The 18320-nt window shown below is 53.7% G+C and carries 14 protein-coding genes; 9 read left to right on the top strand and 5 right to left on the bottom strand.

Annotated elements, in window-relative coordinates; all coding sequences use genetic code 11:
- Window positions 1–58 precede the first annotated feature (58 nt).
- A complete protein-coding gene (locus tag J3P35_RS04040; protein WP_210463078.1) occupies window positions 59–979 on the bottom strand; it encodes a zinc-dependent peptidase in 921 nt (306 codons plus the stop codon).
- Between the two features lie 237 nt (window positions 980–1216).
- On the opposite strand from J3P35_RS04040, the gene J3P35_RS04035 reads away from it, so the two are divergent.
- From J3P35_RS04035 to J3P35_RS04020, 4 genes are all read left to right on the top strand, one after another.
- Entirely contained in the window at window positions 1217–1672 is a 456-nt protein-coding gene (locus J3P35_RS04035; protein WP_210463077.1) for a DUF1801 domain-containing protein, read from the top strand.
- A gap of 121 nt (window positions 1673–1793) precedes the next feature.
- Window positions 1794–2219, top strand: coding sequence for a hypothetical protein (locus tag J3P35_RS04030; protein ID WP_210463076.1), 426 nt, complete (start codon window positions 1794–1796; stop codon window positions 2217–2219).
- 122 nt (window positions 2220–2341) lie between these two features.
- Entirely contained in the window at window positions 2342–2881 is a 540-nt protein-coding gene (locus tag J3P35_RS04025; RefSeq protein ID WP_210463075.1) for a dihydrofolate reductase family protein, read from the top strand.
- 108 nt (window positions 2882–2989) lie between these two features.
- Window positions 2990–4045, top strand: a complete 1056-nt coding sequence (locus J3P35_RS04020) for a hypothetical protein (RefSeq protein ID WP_210463074.1) — start codon at window positions 2990–2992, stop codon at window positions 4043–4045.
- Between the two features lie 99 nt (window positions 4046–4144).
- Here the strand turns inward: J3P35_RS04020 and J3P35_RS04015 are convergent, their stop codons facing one another.
- Window positions 4145–4939, bottom strand: a complete 795-nt coding sequence (locus J3P35_RS04015) for an SDR family NAD(P)-dependent oxidoreductase (protein WP_210463073.1) — start codon at window positions 4937–4939, stop codon at window positions 4145–4147.
- A gap of 630 nt (window positions 4940–5569) precedes the next feature.
- Window positions 5570–6448: a c-type cytochrome gene (locus J3P35_RS04010; protein WP_210463072.1), complete on the bottom strand. Its 879-nt coding sequence runs from the start codon at window positions 6446–6448 to the stop codon at window positions 5570–5572.
- Window positions 6449–6659: 211 nt separating this feature from the next.
- Between J3P35_RS04010 and J3P35_RS04005 the strand changes: the two genes are divergently transcribed.
- From J3P35_RS04005 to J3P35_RS03990, 4 genes are all read left to right on the top strand, one after another.
- The gene (locus J3P35_RS04005; protein WP_210463071.1) at window positions 6660–7166 is read left to right on the top strand and encodes a GbsR/MarR family transcriptional regulator; all 507 of its coding nucleotides are present in this window, start codon (window positions 6660–6662) and stop codon (window positions 7164–7166) included.
- A gap of 78 nt (window positions 7167–7244) precedes the next feature.
- A complete protein-coding gene (locus J3P35_RS04000; RefSeq protein ID WP_210463070.1) occupies window positions 7245–7613 on the top strand; it encodes a hypothetical protein in 369 nt (122 codons plus the stop codon).
- Window positions 7614–7615: 2 nt separating this feature from the next.
- Window positions 7616–8524, top strand: coding sequence for a TIGR01777 family oxidoreductase (locus J3P35_RS03995; protein WP_246849947.1), 909 nt, complete (start codon window positions 7616–7618; stop codon window positions 8522–8524).
- An 88-nt stretch (window positions 8525–8612) separates the two neighbouring features.
- Window positions 8613–9383, top strand: a complete 771-nt coding sequence (locus J3P35_RS03990) for a YqjF family protein (protein WP_210463069.1) — start codon at window positions 8613–8615, stop codon at window positions 9381–9383.
- 20 nt (window positions 9384–9403) lie between these two features.
- Here J3P35_RS03990 and J3P35_RS03985 read toward each other — a convergent pair whose 3' ends face one another.
- Both J3P35_RS03985 and J3P35_RS03980 read right to left on the bottom strand, forming a co-directional pair.
- Entirely contained in the window at window positions 9404–11524 is a 2121-nt protein-coding gene (locus J3P35_RS03985) for a sensor histidine kinase (protein ID WP_246849946.1), read from the bottom strand.
- A gap of 264 nt (window positions 11525–11788) precedes the next feature.
- Entirely contained in the window at window positions 11789–14584 is a 2796-nt protein-coding gene (locus tag J3P35_RS03980) for a TonB-dependent receptor (protein WP_210463068.1), read from the bottom strand.
- Window positions 14585–15054: 470 nt separating this feature from the next.
- On the opposite strand from J3P35_RS03980, the gene J3P35_RS03975 reads away from it, so the two are divergent.
- Complete coding sequence (locus tag J3P35_RS03975) at window positions 15055–18039, top strand: M16 family metallopeptidase (protein ID WP_210463067.1); 2985 nt, start codon at window positions 15055–15057, stop codon at window positions 18037–18039.
- The last annotated feature ends 281 nt before the right edge of the window (window positions 18040–18320 follow it).

The following is an 18320-nucleotide window of genomic DNA, read 5'->3' as shown; positions in this document are numbered from 1 at the left end:
CAGCTGGGCCAGCGTTTTGAAGCCGTTTTTCAGAAAACGGCCCTAAACCGGCAGCCTGTCAAGCCGCTGTTTTTTTGAGCAGACAGCAGTTCTTGTATTTCTGCCCGCTGCGGCAGGGGCAGGGTTCGTTGCGGCCCAGGCGCTTGCCGTACGGGTTAAGCAGTTCCCGGAAATTGATCCCGAACCGGCGTTTGGGGTTCTGCTTGAAGATGCGGGTGAGCATGGCGTACAGCCGCGGGTGCTTCTCGGCCATCTGGCCCGGTTTTTCAAAGAAATACTCCGTTGACACGGCAAAGAACTCCGCCTTATTGGTAGCTGCGTACGGGTTGATGTCTGATTCTCCTTTCTTGATCTCCTTTATTTTGCGGTCTACCAATTGTTGCCACGGCTGAATCAACTCATCGGGCAGGTAGGCGCTGGGAGTTCCGTTGATCTCGCCATCGGCCTGGTCCAGCATGTGCGCAAACTCATGGATGCCCACGTTCTGGCGATCGGCCATGTCATTGAAGCCGCGTTCCAGGGCGGGTTTGGAAAGGGTCACGTAATGGTCGTTCTGGAAAGGATTCACGCGGCCCAGCACCTCAGACACGGCCTCGCTGTCTTCGTCTTTGAACCGCTCCAGGCTGCCGGGGAACACTAACACCTCGCCCAGGTTCTGGTACTCCCAATCCTGAATTCCGAAGATGGGGATAATGGCGCTGGCGGCCACCAACACGCGGGTGGTGTCGTCAATGGAGACCTCAATGCCGGTGATCCGCTTCTCAGAAAGAAACAGCTGCATCATCTTCTCAAAACGCTCTTTCTCCGCATCGGTCTTGAGGGTGTGGTAAAAGCCAACCCGGTCGGTGAGGATCTTGCGCCACTCCGCCGGAAACTCCTGCGCCAGCACTTTCTTGCGCCGGCGGTTCTTGCGGGTGGCCCACCTAAAGAAGATGGTACAGATAACAACTACAAATACAATGAATGCGAGAATTCCCATAGGGCTTACCAACGTGTAACGGGCAGGAAAGATGCTTCCTTAGCCAGTAAAGTTAGGCTTCTTTCCTGCCTATTCCCACCGCCAACCTGCAATGGAGTTTAGAGGCCGTTTTGGGGAAAACAGCCCCCAAACAGGCCAGTGTTAAATGCCTCCGTTATTTTGGGCAGCCCGCTTTTTATTTTTACTTTGGTCTATTCCACCGCCATTCCTGAACCCTTTCATTAAACCCTCATTGATATGCCCGTTACTGCGCTCAGCCCCCAGGATTACATAGATGCCCTGCCCCAGGACCGCCAACCGGCCATGGAAGCCTTGCGCCAAACCCTGCTCCAGAACCTACCCGCCGGTTTCCAGGAGGAGATGAGCTACGGTATGATCGGGTACGTGGTGCCGCACACGCTGTACCCGGCGGGTTATCACTGCGACCCCAAACTGCCCCTGCCCTTCCTGAGCATCGCGTCGCAGAAGAACTTCATTGCGGTCTACCACATGGGCCTGTACGCCGATCCGGAACTGCTGGCCTGGTTTACCCATGAGTACCCCAAACACAGCAAAACGAAGCTGGACATGGGCAAAAGCTGCATCCGGTTCAAAAAACCAGATCAGATTCCGTTGGAGCTCCTGGGAGAACTGGCCAGCAAAATGCCGCCCCAGGACTGGATTACCCTCTACAAATCCGCCTTCAATAAGTAGAATCGCTGGCGTTTGAGGGCTGTTTTCTGGAAATCGGCTTTAAAATGGCGGACTGCTTTCACCCCAAAAAATAAGTTGAACTTTTATTCCGTCTCTAAGAGAGTTGTGAAAAAGCTTAATTATGAAATATGAAAGAGAATACGGTGAGACTTTCATAGCTCTTTCAAAAAGGATGGGAGCAGAATACCCTGAAACGCCCTATTCAGCGATAGAAGAGTGGGCAAATTTAGTAGAGCAAATAAAAAACGGGTATCAGAGTATTCAACCTGAATTGGAGCATGATTTAGAACTTGTTAGAGAGCCAATCGAAACCTTTCTTGTAGATCCACAGCTTAACCAATTTATTGACCATCAGGAATTCAAGAGACGGATAGAGAACTTAGATAAAGAATTCTTAAGTATATCATTTGAGCATCCAGAATGGAAGAAAAATGAAGACTTTAGATGGTGGAGCAATAGAATTTTAAAATATGGTTCTAAAGAATACGCAGACTTCCTAAATGCTCATCTGGATAAGAACTTAGGTATATTGATAGGAACGGTATAAAAAGCCTTTTCACAACAATGTGTAAACATCAGCTTCGGCCGACGGCCTCTCCGTCGTTTACACTAGTCCGATGGGAGCATCTTTTTGTTTTCCCTCAACCAAATACCAACCCACAAACGCGCATGAGACAAGTAGTGCTTTTTATTGCGATGAGCCTGGACGGATACATTGCAAAGGAAGATGACAACATTGATTTCCTGAACCAGGTGGAGCGGCCTGGTGAGGACTACGGTTACGCGGCCTTCCAGACCACGGTAGATACGTTGATCTGGGGCCGAAGGACCTATGACAAAGTCCTTGCCATGGGTATGCCCGAGTTTCCGCACAAAGACAAGAAGTGCTATGTGCTCTCCAGAAGCAGAACCGGCCAAGACAAGAACGTGGAATTCTACGGCGGAGACCTTAAAGACCTTATCACCTCCCTGCAACAGCAGCCCGGCAAAAACATCTACTGCGACGGTGGCGGGCAGGTGGTGGCTGCCCTGCTCAAAGAAAACCTCATAGATAAACTCATTGTCTCCGTGATACCGCATTTGCTCGGTAGCGGTATCAGGCTGTTCCAGGACGGCCGGCCGGAGCAGGACCTGGTGCTCACCAGGAGCAGTACGTTTCCCTCGGGGCTGGTGCAATTGTGGTATGACTGCGTAAAGCCCAGCAGATAGGGTCATCACGGGCAGAAAAAATTTGCTTTCTTTCAGGGAAAAAGGGCTTTGGGTTGTCTTCTAGAAAAGGAATTTCCTTTTGTTTTGCGCCACCGGAGACATGACCCCATGAAAAAGATTTTGATTTTAGGCCTAGGCTTGCTTCTGGCCAGTTGCCAGGAAAAGGAAGAAGCCGTGACGCCGGTTACCCCTGCGGTGATCTGGCAGGAAGACGACCGCTTTCTCTTTGATGCCCGCATCCAGACCAACAGTTACGCAGCCGGCAGCAGCCTGTACCTCATGGGACTGAACAATTTCAGCCGCCTCACGCAGGAAAAAGGCAAGAGCGTGATAAGCCGCAGCCTGCTGGAGCGGGTAAATAATCCCATTCAGTTCAAGTACCCTATTTCCGCTACCCTCACAGCGCTGGCTTATGACCAGAGCACCATTGTGGTCTATCCTATCCATTATCCGTCTATCCAGTCGGGCAAGGGTATTCTCATGACCAGGATAGACCCCGGGTTTCAGGCTTTTGACTTTGTAAGCGCTGCCACGGGCGAATGCATGAGCCTCTCATCTGACAATGTGCTGGCCGTACCTTACCGAGCTACGGACGGTATGAAGATTCTGCTGGCCAAATTGCAGGTGACGCCCAGCAGCACCGGTTTGTATGACGAAGTAAAGGTGCTGGACACCAGGGTAGTGCCTATTCATCCATACCACGTGCCTACCCAGTATGTGGGCAACCACCCGGAGGGCTTCTACGTGGCCAACGGCGAAGCCACTTACCTGCTCTCCCCAGACGGCAACCTGCAGAAACTCCGCGACACCGGCCTGCAGCGCGTGTTCCCCTACAAGCAACAAGTCTACGGTCTGTTCAACGATGGCCTGCACGCCTCCCCAGACGGGAAAAACTGGACCTTCAAAGCCGATATAGAAACCCTGAAACTGCTCTCCTACGCCAGCCTGCACGACACCCTGCTCCTGGGCACCTTCAATGACCAGATGTTCCAGATCAGGATAAAGCCTACCTCTATCAACATGCTGGAACTGAAGAACGACGGTCTGAAGGGAAACAAGATCACCTCGGTATCGCTCTATGACCACAAGGTGTATGTGACTACCCTCTCGGGGGTGTTTGTCAAAGACGAGAAAGATTTCCTCTCCTACAAAGACGCTTTATAATGCCTTTTACCCAATCCTAACAATTCAAAACTGAAAAACGCCCTGGCTTGTGTGAACAGACCAGGGCGTTTTTTAGGGGTTGCGATTAAATATAAGTACTTATTCTTCGCTGGGCTTGGACATTTTGTGCATAGTGGCGGCTACCATGTTGTCGGGCATGAGTTTGGTGGCGCCTACCATCATCTTGCTGCGCATGCCCGAGATCACCTCCAGTTTACCGGCCATGAGCGCCTCATAACCGTCTTTGGCCACCTTGGCGGGGTCATCCAGGTCCTGCTCTTTCACCATTTTTGATTCCTCCATATCGGCTTTGTGGAAGAACTCGGTATCAGTGGGGCCGGGCAGCAGTTTGGTGAGGGTGACGTTCGTTTCCTTGATCTCATCCTGCACCGCCTCAGAGAACGAGGTCACAAAAGCTTTGGTGGCATGGTACACCGACTGCAAAGGCCCCGGCATCTCGCCCCCAATGGAGCTTACCATCAGAATCTTGCCCTCGTTGCGGGCCACCATCTCCTTCAGGTACAGTTTGGTGAAAGTAAGGTAAGCCCCAATGTTCAGTTGCACGATGTCCAGTTCCCGGTTGATGTCGGTGTCTACAAACTCGCCGTACTGGCCCTGGCCGGCGTTGTTCACCAGCACGTCTACCTGCAGGCCGCGGGCTTTCACTTCTTCATAGACCTCAAAGGGAGCCTGGCGCAGGAACAGGTCTTTGGCCAGGGTGACTACCTCCACGCCGTGGTTCTGCCGCAGCTCGGCGGCGCGCTGGTCCAGTTCGGTTTGGTCGCGGGCCACCAGAATAAGGTTGTAGCCGTTCTGGGCGAAGATCTTGGCGAGCTCATACCCAATGCCTTCGGTGCCGCCCGTGATCAGGGCGTACTGCGTGTTGTTAGCCATGTCATTACCGGTTTAGGTGAGCTTTTTTAAACGAAGACGATTTTGGCTGGTTTACCCAAAAGGGCAATTTAAACGAATGGTAATCAATCACCTGTCGCCCAAAATCCTTCCCGGCTGTGACAAGCCGTTCCGCCTCTGGCTTCATCGGCGAAGCTTTTGTGTTTTAGTTACGAGACTCCTTTCCTGCGCCTGTTTTCCACTTGAACCTGCTAACTGTTTCTGGCCTGTTTCCCTCTTTTGAGGTCTAAATCGGCCGTGGCCTGATGAGAAGACCTGGCTTTAAATAAAAATAATTTCCCTGGAGATACCCACCCAATAAACCGTCTGAGGCTACGTTTCCAGTATGCCTTCCAGGCACAAAAGAGTTTGTTCATTGTGAGATGCCGTTCGTTCCTGTACGGCTTTCACATTCTAAATAAGAGCCCGGGATCTTCCTGGGCTTTTTTTCTGAAAACAAGCTCTAAACGCTGCAGTTTTACAGGCCTCATCATCCGGAAACCCCTAAAAAGCATTTCCCGTTTTCGGCCTCTTTCTGTAAAAGGAGCCCAATACGGGACTTTGCTGTATGCCGCTCTCCCTGGGATTTAGGTTTTGTCACAGTTCCATGGCTTTATGAGAACTGCAAGGCGGTTACTTCAATGATTGGCAGTATTGGTAAATAGAAGACAGCTCTTTGTCTGTGTATTGGGCGGTCATCTTCCAGGGCATGTTTTCGTTTTTCAGGACCTTGCCCTCAGGGGTTTTACCGGTGCGCAGGGTCTGGATGAACTGCGCCTTGGACCACTTGCCCACGTGTCCGGTACTGGTAATGTTGGCCACCGGCGGATAGCCGGGCGCTACCGGGTCGCCGCCCTTCAGGTTGGCGCCGTGGCAACCGCTGCAGGATACCGCCAGGTATTTGCCCATGGCCACGCCTTCCAGGGTATCAACCTGCATCACCATGGGCAGGTCATGGTCAATTTTCTCTACCGCGAGCAGGGGCATTTTATCCAGGTAGGTCATTACTTTCACCACCGGCCCTAAATCTGAGGGAGGCAATTGTTTGTGCACGGGAGCTAGGTTTTGGCAGTAGGCAATGATGGCGGCCATGTCCTGCGCCGAGAGCAGGGTGGTTTCATGAGAGGGCATGAACAGCAGCGCCTGCCCGTTGGCATCTACCCCATGCCTGAGGGCGCGCACCCAGTCGGTGGTGCTGTAATTGGCGGGCAAGCCTCCCTTGCCTTTGGTGAGGTTAGCAGACACCAACCTCCCCAGTGCCTTGTCGTCTACCATCACCTGTCCGCTCAAATCTGCCCCGTGACAGTCTTTACAACCTTTGATGGCCGTAAGGTGCGCCCCTTTGGTCAAAAGAGCACTGTCCTGGTTTATCTCCAACTTCTCAGGGGCGAAGGAATACTTCTTCTCTATGCGCTGCCCTATGTTAATAGACACGTAGAGGTAAAAGAGGCCGAGCAACACAATAAGGGAGCCGAGGACCAGTCCAGTCCATTTCAGGATTTTCTTAAACATACCGGGTCTAGGGTCTAGTAGGTTGAGAATGAAGAGAATGCGCAATCCACTTTCTACCAGAGACCAATAACCTGAGCGCTTCCCCTACGCCCGGACAAGATTTTTTCCTTCAGTTGGGTTGAAATATCCTCGCCCGGACACAACTTTTTATTCAGCGGAAAGTATATTTCAATAAATATTGAAAGTTTAAAAACTTCTCTATCTTTGAGCCATGGAATTAGCAGAGGCGAAGCAAAAGTTCATAGAGGCGTGGGGCAAGTTGGGCTCTGAATGGGGCATCAACCGCACCATGGCCCAGGTACACGCGCTGCTGCTTATTTCCCCGGAGGCGCTCACCACCGAGCAGGTCATGGAACAGCTGCAGATTTCGCGCGGCAACGCCAATATGACCCTGCGTGACCTCATCAACTGGGGTTTGGTGGAGAAACAGCACCGCAGCGGCGAGCGCAAAGAGTACTTCTACGCCGAGAAAGACGTCTGGACCATTGCCCGCCAGGTAGCCAAAGAACGCAAACGCCGCGAGCTGGAACCCATCTTGAAACTCTTGGGCCAGCTGCAGGAAGTGCAGGGCGATGAGCAGGACCCGGAGTACCAGACCTTCAAAACGTCGGTGACCGATATTAACAAACTGGCCTCTAACGTGGACAAGACCCTGGAGACCATGCTCAAAGCAGAGGAGAACTGGTTTTTCGGCTCAATTTTCAAGCTGTTCAAGTAACGGCTATTTTTTTACTCTTTATGTTTCAATTTTTTCTGAAAGTTCAATATTTATCATCCACCTTTAACCGTTAATTCTATGAACTACTTTATCCTCACCTACACCATCTACCTGCTCACCAGTATCGCGCTCACCGTGTGGGTGGCCCGGGTCTTGTTCAACAACGGCCGCATCTTTCTGGTAGACATTTTCCAAGGCAACAACCCGCTCGCCGATTCTGTGAACAAACTGCTGGTGGTGGGCTTTTACCTCATCAACATCGGGTACATGACGCTGGCCCTCAAAGAAGTGGGCAGCATTGCCTCTGTGCAGGCAGTGGTGGAAGTGCTGAGCTATAAATTGGGCTGGATCATCCTTATCCTGGGCGGCATGCACTTCCTCAACCTCACCATTTTCTTCAAACTCCGGGCCCGTGCCCAAAGCCAACTGCAACCTAACGCGAGATAGCCATGGCAAAGATCATCCTGGCCGGAGGCAGCGGCTTCCTGGGTCAACTGCTCACCCAACATTTTACCGCCCGCGGCGATGAAGTCATTGTGCTGACCAGAAAACCTTCCCAAAAGCAACAGGGCGCCCAGCAGGTATACTGGGATGCCACTACCCTAGGGGAATGGGTCCAGCACCTGCAGGGTGCCGAAGTCCTTATCAATCTCACCGGCAAAAGCGTGAACTGCCGCTACCATGAGAAGAACAAACGCGAGATCATCTCTTCCCGCGTGAACGCGACGCTGGTCTTAGGAGAGGCTTTGCGGCAGGTGGAGAACCCTCCCCAACTCTGGATCAACGCAGCTTCCGCCACCATTTACCGGCACGCCTTGGACCGGCCCCAGGATGAACTCACCGGCGATCTGGGCCAAGGATTCTCCGTGGAGGTCTGCCAGCAGTGGGAAAGTGTGTTTTTTGCCCAGAAAACACAAAACACCCGCAAAATAGCCTTACGCATTGCCATCGTTCTGGACAAAGCCGGTGGGGTCATGCCTTATTATTTGAACCTGGCCCGGTTCGGGTTGGGTGGCCGGCAGGGTAACGGTCTGCAGTGTTTCAGCTGGATCCATGCCAAAGACGTGATCGGGAGTATTGAATTCCTTATGCAGAACCCAGAACTGGAAGGTGTCTTCAATCTTTCCTCCCCGCACCCCGTTCCCAACCACCACTTCATGCGAACCGTACGGCAGGTCCTGCGCGCGCCCTTCGGGCTGCGGGCCACCAAGTGGATGCTGGAGATAGGCGCCCTGGTACTGGGCACGGAAACCGAACTGCTCCTGAAAAGCCGCTGGGTGCTGCCCACCCGGTTGCTGCAGGCGGGCTACGTCTTCAAGGTACCCACCATTGAGAAAGCGGTACCCTTGTGCGTGTAGCCTGATTCAGGGTTGTTTGCTGAAAAACAGGGAAAAAACATACAGTCGGTTCCGGGTTCAGCCAGTGGTATCCTTCACTTCTTCCTTCATGAAAAAGACTTTTCTTACCGCCGAGTGGCGCAAGCTGATCATGGTGAATTACGCCGTAGATGCCCAAGTACTCCAGAAATACCTACCGCCCCATACCCAGCTGGATCTCTGGAACAGCACCTGCTACGTGAGCCTGATTGGCTTCATGTTCCTGAACACCAGAATCAAAGGAATCAAAATCCCGTTCCATACCGAGTTTGAGGAGGTGAACCTGCGCTTTTACGTGAAGTACCTGGAGGAGGGCGTATACAAACGGGGCGTAGGCTTTATCAAGGAAATCGTGCCTAAACAAGCCATCACGTGGGTAGCCAACACGCTGTACAAAGAACACTACGTGACCATGCCCATGCAGCATTCCTGGGTTCTGCGGGAAGATACCCTGGCCATAGAGTACCGCTGGAAACAGCGGGATTGGTACAGCCTGGCAGTATCAGCCCAATCTACTCCCCTGCCCATTGCGCCCGGCAGCGAGGAAGAATTCATCACGGAACATTACTGGGGATTTACCAGACGGGATAACCACACTACCTCAGCCTACGAGGTAGCGCACCCACGTTGGGAGATTTACCCTGTGCAGGAGTACCATCTTTCCGTAGACTTCAAGGCGCTGTACGGCCCAGACTTCGATTTCCTGAACACGGCCACTCACCGATCGGTTTTCCTGGCGGAAGGCTCCGAGATCCTGATCAAAGAAGGCGGCGTTCTGAGGCATCAGAAAAGCCGCAGAAAATCAACCTGCATCCGTTTACAGGCTGTTTTCCACAAATAGATCCTGAACTGCCAGATTGCTTACCGTTTAAAGAACACCCTGAAGGTAGAGCCCTTGTCTTTCTCGCTTTCCACCTCTATGGTGCCGCCGGCGTTTTCCACAATGCGTTTGACAATGTAGAGCCCTACGCCGGTGCCCTCCACGTGGTCGTGCAGGCGCTTGAACATGGTGAAGATCTTCTTATGGTCGGTGCTTTTGAGGCCCAGGCCGTTGTCTGAGACAGACAGCACCAAATACCCAGGCACCTCCTCGGTTTTGATCTTGACCTGAGGTGTGCGGTCAGGCGACCGGTATTTAAGGGCATTGCTCACCAGGTTATACACAATGCTGCGCACGTTCTTGGCTGAGAAGTTGACCGTGGAGCCGGGCGCATACTGGGTTTCAAACTGGGCACCCGTGGCGTTGATGGTGTTTTCAAAGTCCAGCAGCACGTCGGCAACCACTTCGGGCAATTCAAGGGAGGCGATGTCTTCACCAGCTTCCCGCTGGATCTTGGCCACCTCGGTTAAATCGGCCACGGCGCGTTTGAAGCGGGTCACGGAGGCATCCATGAGACTGAGCACCCGCTGCACCACTTCTTCCTGTCGGATCTCGGCGGGCAGGTACTCCACCAGGGTTTCCATCAGGCCCTCTATATTGGAGATAGGCGCCTTTAGGTCATGTGACGCGGAGTACACGAAGTTGTCCAGGTCTGCGTTGATGGCCCGCAGCTCGGTGTTCATGGTTTCAATCTCCCGGCGAGCCTCCACCTGGTCTTTGATACCTATGGCGATGGCGATCACCCCAACAATGGTGCCTTTCCGGTCACGCATAGGATGGTAGACAAAGCTGAAGTACATGGGCTCCAAAATGCCGTTTCGCTCCAGCATCACCTCCAGCTCATTGTTTGAGTAGGGAACTCCTGTGCGGAACACCCCGTCCAGCAGTTCCTTGATGCCTTGGTTACGTACCTCGGGCAAGGCATCCAAGATAGGTTTGCCTATCACGTCGGCGTGTCTTTTGCCCCAGAGCTCGCAGATACCAGGGTTGGCCAGCTCCACCACGTGCTCGGGGCCCCGCAGGATACAGATGGCCACCGGGGCCTGCTGAAACAGCTCACTGAGTTCATTCTGCTGACGGATGGCTTCCTCGCGGGCCCTTACGCTGGCAATAGAAGAGGCAATCTGGCTTGTGAGCAGCTCATGGAAATTCTGGTATTCTGTATCGTACTCCAGCATAGGGCTGATGCCCGACACGAAGAAGCCCAGGAGACTGTCTTGCCCGGGCAGGTAGATTGGAAGGATAACCGCTTTCCTGGCCACCGCCTGCGTAGCCGAGCTTTGCGTCGGCACCACGTACCCAGAAAGGTCATCCAGCACCAGGGCTTTGCGGGAATCCCGCACCTCTGCCAGGGGCCATTCATTGTGGGCCTCGTGGGCCAGCAGCTTCACAGACGGCGACACCTGCGGCACCACTTGCCCAGATTGGCCTAACAGCCTGGCCTCGGTCTCGGACCGGTTCAGGAGGTAGATCTGACTGAAGGGAATGTCGCTCTCGTTCTGGGCCAGCAGATCACAGGTGGTCTGGCAGGCTTGTTCCAGGGTCTGGATCTGTGACAGAGAGTCGGCAATGTCTTTGAGGCACTTGAGCCGCCGTTGCCCCAGAATGGTGCTGGTTTCCTCAAAACAGGCGCAAAACACGCCCGCCACATTCCCGGCATCGTCAAAGGCCGGGCTGTAGGAAAACGTCCAGTAGGTTTCTTCCATGAAGCCTTTGCGGCCCAGGTACAGCCGCAGGCCTTTGGCATAGAAAGGCTCGCCGCCCGCCAGAATGTTTTCGGCAATGCCGCCTACATCGGTCCAGATTTCGGCCCAGATATCCCTGGCCGCGGTACCTAGCGCCGCAGGGTGTTTCTTGCCCAGGGCGGGCAGATAGGCATCATTGTGGAAGGCGTACAGGTCTTTAGACCACCAGATAAACATGGGGAACTCAGAGTTGAGCAGCAGCCGGATGTTTGTCCTGAGGCTCTGGGGCCAGCTGTCTGGGTTTCCTAGCGGATGCGCGTCCCAGTTATACGCCCGCATGAGGGCGCCCATTTCTCCTCCGCCTTGAAAAATGGTTAACGCGTCTGGAATCATGGCATCTTGGAAAGCGTCTGGCATAAACTGGGAGATATGGGCAAATATAGTTCTATTCTCATCGCCCCAAAGGTTTTTCGCAAAAATGGCGGGTACCTATTGACAGGCTTTAATAGCAATACGGACAAAGCACCAGAAAGGCTCTCTGGTTTCCGGCACAGATGACTACCGTCCCGGAAAAGTAAAAGGAGCCCCAGTGTTTTAGGGCTCTTTTTACAGAAATAAGCTATAAATAGTTACAAGTTGCTCAGGATAAAACGAAATAATCTTTCAGCGAGCAGACCGATGCTAGAACCGGAAGAAGGTGTTGGTGCCGCCTACCTTGCCCCCGAAATTGCGGATGTTGTAGGTGAACGTGAGCAGCACGTAGCGGGTGAGCACCTGCGTCTGGAAGTCTTCAATGAAATTCTCCCTGATGCTGCGGTACGCGCTGATGTTCTGGTCCAGTAAATCATACACCGACAGTTTCAGCTGGGCGCGGTCGTTTTTCATGAACAGGAACGTGACCCCGGCGTTGAGGCGGCTAACGTCTCTCCGGATGCCGGGCGCCACGTTGGAGTTGTAGGTATAGTCAAAGTTGGCTTCCCACACAATGCGTTTGGGCACGCGCACCACCACGCCGGTGCGGGAGGTTCTGGTGAAAAAGCTGATGTCCTGGAAGGCATCGTCTTCATACACGCTGCGGCGGCGACCCAGCGTAAGCGACTCATTGAACTCAAACTTGTCATTGAGGTTCATGCGGGCATTCAGGCTGGGGTTGAAGGAAATGTTCTGCCCGTAGCTGCGGATGTTGTTCAGGATGATGAGCGTTTTCACGTAGTTCATCCACATGGAGGCCGTGAGGGAGAACTGTTTCTTGCCATCGAACTTCCAGTCTTTGGAGACATCGGCGTTCGCGTTCAGTTGCCAGTTGCCGTCTGTGTTCACGGGGCGGGTGGTCTGCTGGCCGGTGGCCTCGTCCAGGGTCCGGGCGCGGGTCACGGCATCGCGGCTGATACTCCCCGATAGGTAAGCCCAGTAGTTGATGGACCGCTTGGTGTCAAACTTCCTGAAGTGCAGGTTCAAAGAGTTGGAGATAGTGGGCGCCAAACCGGGGTTCCCGTACTGGATGAACAAGGGGTTTGATTGGTCGGTGACGGGCTGCAGATCGGCGGCGGAGGGCTCCTTCACGTTCACGTTGTAGCTGAAGTTGAATTCCTTCCAGTTCACCGTAAGCGACGGAAACGCATAGAAATACTCCTGTTTAATGGGCTGCAGCTTCTGGAAGGAATTATCGATGTTGAGCAAGGTAAACCGCACGCCCGGCTGCACCGTCAGGTCCTTGATCTTCCACTTAAGACTGGTGGTAAGGTAATTGCGCCAGCCGCTTCTTTCCACCTCGTCAGACAGCTCAGGCAGCAGCACGGAATAGCCCTGGCCCTCCGCACTCAGGTCATAGGTGTTCACCAGGTTCCGGTCTTTGAAAAACTCAGAGTTCACCCGTACTACCCCGCTCAATGTTTTACTGAATGGCTCTGTGTAGGAAAAGGAGGTGTTCACGCCGGTGTTGGCTACCACGTTGTCGCGGAGCTGGTCTAAGTTTTCTGAGTAAGGATTGGTGCCGTAATAGTAGCTTTCTACCTGGTAGAACTGGTCCTGGTCGCCGTCATTGAAGTTGTAGGTACCGTAGAAGTTGAACTGCCGGCCTTTCTTTTTGCGGGAGCTGCGGTCAAAGGAGAGGTTCCCCGAGAAAGTGGTGGTGGTATTCTCCAGCAGCTGCTGGTTATCGCTGGTATTGAGCAGTTCAGAGCCGCCCCTGAAGGTGTTGGTGAAAAGCCCCTGGTTTGACGCACTCCTGGCCAGCACCACGCTGGGTGAGAAACTGAGGTTGGTTACCGAGTCAATTTTCCAGTCCAGGCGGCCACCCAGGCGGTGGTTGCGGGTCTCAGTGTCCTGGTTTCTGGTGCGGCGCGAGGTGATGGTATCGGTATCCAGACTCTGCGCCGAGTTCACCAACTGGTTCAGGTCTGCGTCAATGCCCCCGAAGAAGTACTGCAGGTTTAGTTTCACATCGCCTTTGAGCAAAGTGTTGAAGTTCCCGCCCGCGCCGGAAGACCGCTGAATCCCGTCCTCGGTACCCCCGAAGGAAATCCCGTTCACGGCAAAACCGCCGTCACTGCGTACCATGATGGTGTTCATGCCGCTGCGGCTGAAACCCCCTATTCTGGAAATGTCCTCAAAACCGAAAGCCGGCTTGTTGAGGTTATTGGAGTAGCCCAGCAAGCTGATCTGCGTAGTATCCCTGAAAACGTTGAGGATACCGCCACTCTCGTACCGCCGGTCTGAGCCCGTGCCCGCATACACTTTCCCAAACGCGCCCTGCTTAATGCCTTTCTTCAGCTTGAGGTTGATGACCTGCGGAATCTCGTTCACCGGCAGATCGGGGTCTTTGCGCAAGGCATCGGGGTCGTTCACCACCTGTACCTTTTCAATCATATCGGCGGGCAGGTTGCGCGAGGCCACCTTGGGGTCGTTCCCGAAAAACTCCTTCCCGTCTACCAATATCTTGTTCACCGACTTTCCGTTCACCGCGATGTTGCCGGAGTTGTCCACCGTCACGCCGGGCAGTTTCTTCAGGAGGTCTTCCAGCAGCGCCGTGGGCAGCGTTTTGAACGAGTTGGCGTTGAACTCCAGCGTGTCTTTGCGCACCACAATGGGCGGCGCCTCTGACTCGATGACCACCTCACCCAGCAGGTTGTCGGCCTGCGTCATTTCTATCTGCCCCAGGTCCAGTTCCCGGTCCTCGGGAGACAACCTGAACTCCTTCCGGAACACTTTGAAACCCGTCATGGTGATCACGATTCGCAACTGCTGGTTCAGCGCCAGGCCGGGCACCTTGAAATTCCCTTTGTCATCGCTCACTCTGAAGGTCACCAGCGTGGTATCCTGGGCGGTGTAGACGGCAATGGTGGCATAAGACAAGGCTTCTTTGTGGGTAGCATCCCAGAGTTTCCCTTTCACCTCGCCTTTCTGGCCCTGGGCAATAGCACCCGTGGCCAAACAGACAAAGAAGAAGAGCAGAACAGCAGGTAAAAGTGACTTCATGCGGTGGAGTAAAGGAGTGAACAATAGCTTAAGACGATGGAGAAATCTGGCCGAGATGTTATTTACTATAATGTTAGTAAAAGAAAGCTGAAGCGCAGGAAAGCCCCTTTCACATTTAACATAGTTTAACATTGTTTAACATTTGATTAAGTCTATTTCTCGGAAAAGCGGCCATGCAGACAGGAGAAATTCCGTTTCAGGCCCGTTTTCCTGAAAACAGCCTCAAAACAAGACCCTTTCCTAAAGCCACATTCCCTTGGCCCGTCCTGCAGTTGGCCTTGTTTCTACTCTCCGGCTTTTCAGGGGTTTCGGCGGTAAGTGGCACACCCTGGGCAAAAAGTCTCAGCCTCTGGCAGAAATTTTTTCCTTCTCCAGCCCAATACCAGAATTGAAAGCAGCATTTGTTAGAAAAACACAAAAATTTTCCTTAATATTACTTAAACCTATCCTTTCACTAACCCCTCACGCGTATGTCTAACAAGAGCATCGTGGTATTGTGTTTGGTTGCGACGCTGTCTGCCCAGGCACAGACCCCTAAGAAGGCTTCTCCGGCCAAAAAACCCAGTTCTATGGTTAACCAAAAGAGTACAGGCCAGACCAGATTGGTGGAAAAGGTGACCCGCAAAGATGGTGAACTGGTGATCCCCTATGAGAAATACCTGCTGCCCAACGGCCTCACCGTGGTGGTGCACGAAGACCACTCAGATCCCATTGTGCACGTGGATGTGACCTACCACGTGGGCTCGGCCCGCGAGGAAGTAGGCAAATCCGGGTTCGCGCACTTCTTTGAGCACATGATGTTCCAGGGATCAGATAACGTGGGCGATGAGGAGCACTTCAAGATTGTCTCCCAGGCGGGCGGCGACCTCAACGGCACCACCAACCGCGACAGAACAAACTATTTTGAGACGGTGCCTTCCAACCAGTTAGAAACTGCCTTGTGGCTGGAAGCCGACCGCATGGGTTTCCTGCTGGATGCCGTGACCCAGCGCAAATTTGAAGTGCAGCGCGAGACCGTGAAGAACGAGCGTGGCCAGCGCGTAGACAATCAGCCTTACGGAAGGGTTTATGAAAGAGTCGGCCAGGCGCTCTACCCCTATGGTCACCCCTATTCCTGGACCACCATCGGGTACATAGAGGATTTGAACCGGGTAGACGTGAATGACCTCAAGAACTTCTTCCTTCGCTGGTACGGCCCCAACAATGCCACGCTCACCGTGGGTGGAGACGTAACGCCGCAGCAGGTGGTGAAACTCGCCGAGAAATACTTCGGCTCCATTCCCCGGGGACCAGAGGTGAAGAACATGAAACTGCCGGCCCCGGTGCTCACCCAGGACCGCTACATTTCCTACGAGGACAACATCCGCTTCCCCATGGTGCAGATGACCTTCCCAACGGTGCCCAACTACCACCCAGATGAGGTGCCGCTTGACGTGCTCGCTGAGATCATTGGCGGAGGCAAGAACTCCATCCTCTATAAGAACCTGACCAAAGCCCAGAAAGTAGTGCAGGCCAACGCGGGTCATCCCTGCTCAGAACTGGCCGGCGAGTTCACCTTAACCGCCCTCCCCATTCCCGGGCACTCCCTAGCTGATATGGAGAAAGAACTGCGCAATGCCTTTATAGAGTTTGAGCAAAGAGGCGTCACCGCCGATGACCTGGAACGCTTTAAGTCTGGGTACGAGGCCGGCATTATCAACAGCATGTCCAGCGTGGCCGGCAAGACTTCTACCCTGGCTTCTTACCAGACCTTCACGGGAAACCCCAATTACCTCACCAACCATTTGAAAGCGCACCGCGCCGTGACCAAAGAAGATGTGCTGCGCGTGTACAACAAGTACATCAAAGGCAAGCCGGCGGTGATCCTGAGCGTGGTACCCAAAGGCAAACCAGAGATGGTGGCTCGCGCCGATAACTTCAAAGTAGACCCCAATGGCTACCGGGCGCCCGCGGACCAATACGCCGGCCTCAAATATGTGAAAGCCAAAGACACCTTTGACCGCAGCAAACGTCCGGCCGCCGGCGCCAACCCCGTGATCAAAGTACCGCCTTTCTGGAAAGACAACCTGACCAACGGTATCAAGGTGATAGGCGCCAAGAATGACGAGGTACCCACCGTAACCCTGCTGTTTACCCTCATGGGCGGCCACAAACTGGAGGCCCATGACCCCTCTAAAGCCGGGATCGCTTCCCTCACTGCCTCCATGCTGAACGAGTCCTCGGAGAAATACACTGCTGAGGAAATCTCTTCCCAACTGCAGAAACTGGGTAGCTCCATCAACTTCGGGAGCGGCACCGAGACCATGACCGTGCAGGTACAGAGCCAGACCAAGAACCTGGATGCCACCCTGGCCCTGCTGGAAGAGCGCATGCTGCACCCCCGGTTTGATCCCGCAGACTTTGATCGCCTCAAAAAGCAGCGGCTGGAGGCCATTAAAAACCAGAGCACGCAGCCTACCGTGGTGGCCAACAACGTCTTCAACAAAATGCTTTACGGCGAAGGTAACATCAAAGCCGTACCGGTTATGGGCACCACCGCCACCGTGGAAAGCATCAACCTGGACGATGTGAAGAAATTCTACGCGAACTACTTCTCGCCCAGCGTGACCAACCTGGTGATTGTAGGCGACGTGGAGAAAGCCCAGATCATGCCCAAGCTGGCCTTCCTGAATAAGTGGGACGCCAAGCCCGTGAACATTCCGGCAGAGCCGAAGGTGGCCAACATAGACAAAACTAAAATCTACGTGGTAGACAAAGACAAAGCCGCGCAGTCTGAGATCCGGATCGGGTACATGGCCCTTCCCTATGACGCCACCGGCGATTACTACAAAGCCACGCTCATGAACTTCGTGCTGGGCGAGGCCTTCAACAGCCGCATCAACCTGAACTTGCGCGAGAACAAAGGCTACACCTACGGCGCCTGGTCTTACTTCTCCGGCACCGAGGCCCCCGGTCCGTTCACCGCTGCTGCCGGCGTCCGCACCAACGTCTCAGACAGCTCGGTGGTAGAGTTCATGAAAGAGATCAAGCGTTTCCGGGAAGAAGGTATCACTGACGAGGAATTAGCTTTCATGCGCAGCGCCATCGGGCAGTCTGATGCTCGCAAGTACGAGACCTCGTTCCAGAAAGCGTCTTTCCTCAACAACATGCTCCGCTACAACCTGGACGCCGACTACGTGGACAAGCAGAACCAGATCCTGAAAACCATTACCAAAGAGGAGATCAACGCCCTGGCCAAAAAGTACCTGCCCGTAGAGAAAATGAGCATCATGCTGGTGGGCGACAAGGCCGCCATTAAACCGGGCCTGGAGAAACTGGGCTACGAAGTGGTGGAACTTGACACAGACGGTGCCCCACTCATGGCCAAAGCCGATACCCCGGCCGCCACCGCTGAGCCCAAAAAGATAGAACCACCCAAAGGCCGTAAAGCCCGAAAAGAAGGCCGCGTTTTCTAAGCCGGTGTTTGCCCTCCGGCAGATGCACCTGCTTTAGACACGTCTTTTTTGGAGCCGATTTTGGAAAATCAGGCTCAAAACGCCTAGGTAAACTTTACAAAGAAGCCCATCCTCACCAGATGGGCTTCTCTGTTTCCCTTCGGTTTTACATACAGCCATGGTTCCGCGAACGACAGCATGCAATGTTAACTCACCCCTACTCCTCCCAGGAGGGGAACCCTCACCAAAGAAGCAGAGCAGGGGAATTCTCATTAAACAAGCAGAGAAGCAGTGCCGCTTCA

Origin of the sequence: Rufibacter roseolus, assembly GCF_017916365.1 — a bacterium.
GTDB classification, from domain to species: Bacteria; Bacteroidota; Bacteroidia; order Cytophagales; family Hymenobacteraceae; genus Nibribacter; species Nibribacter roseolus.
Note: the sequence above shows the minus strand (reverse complement) of the source record. Positions and strands in the feature narration are given on the sequence as shown.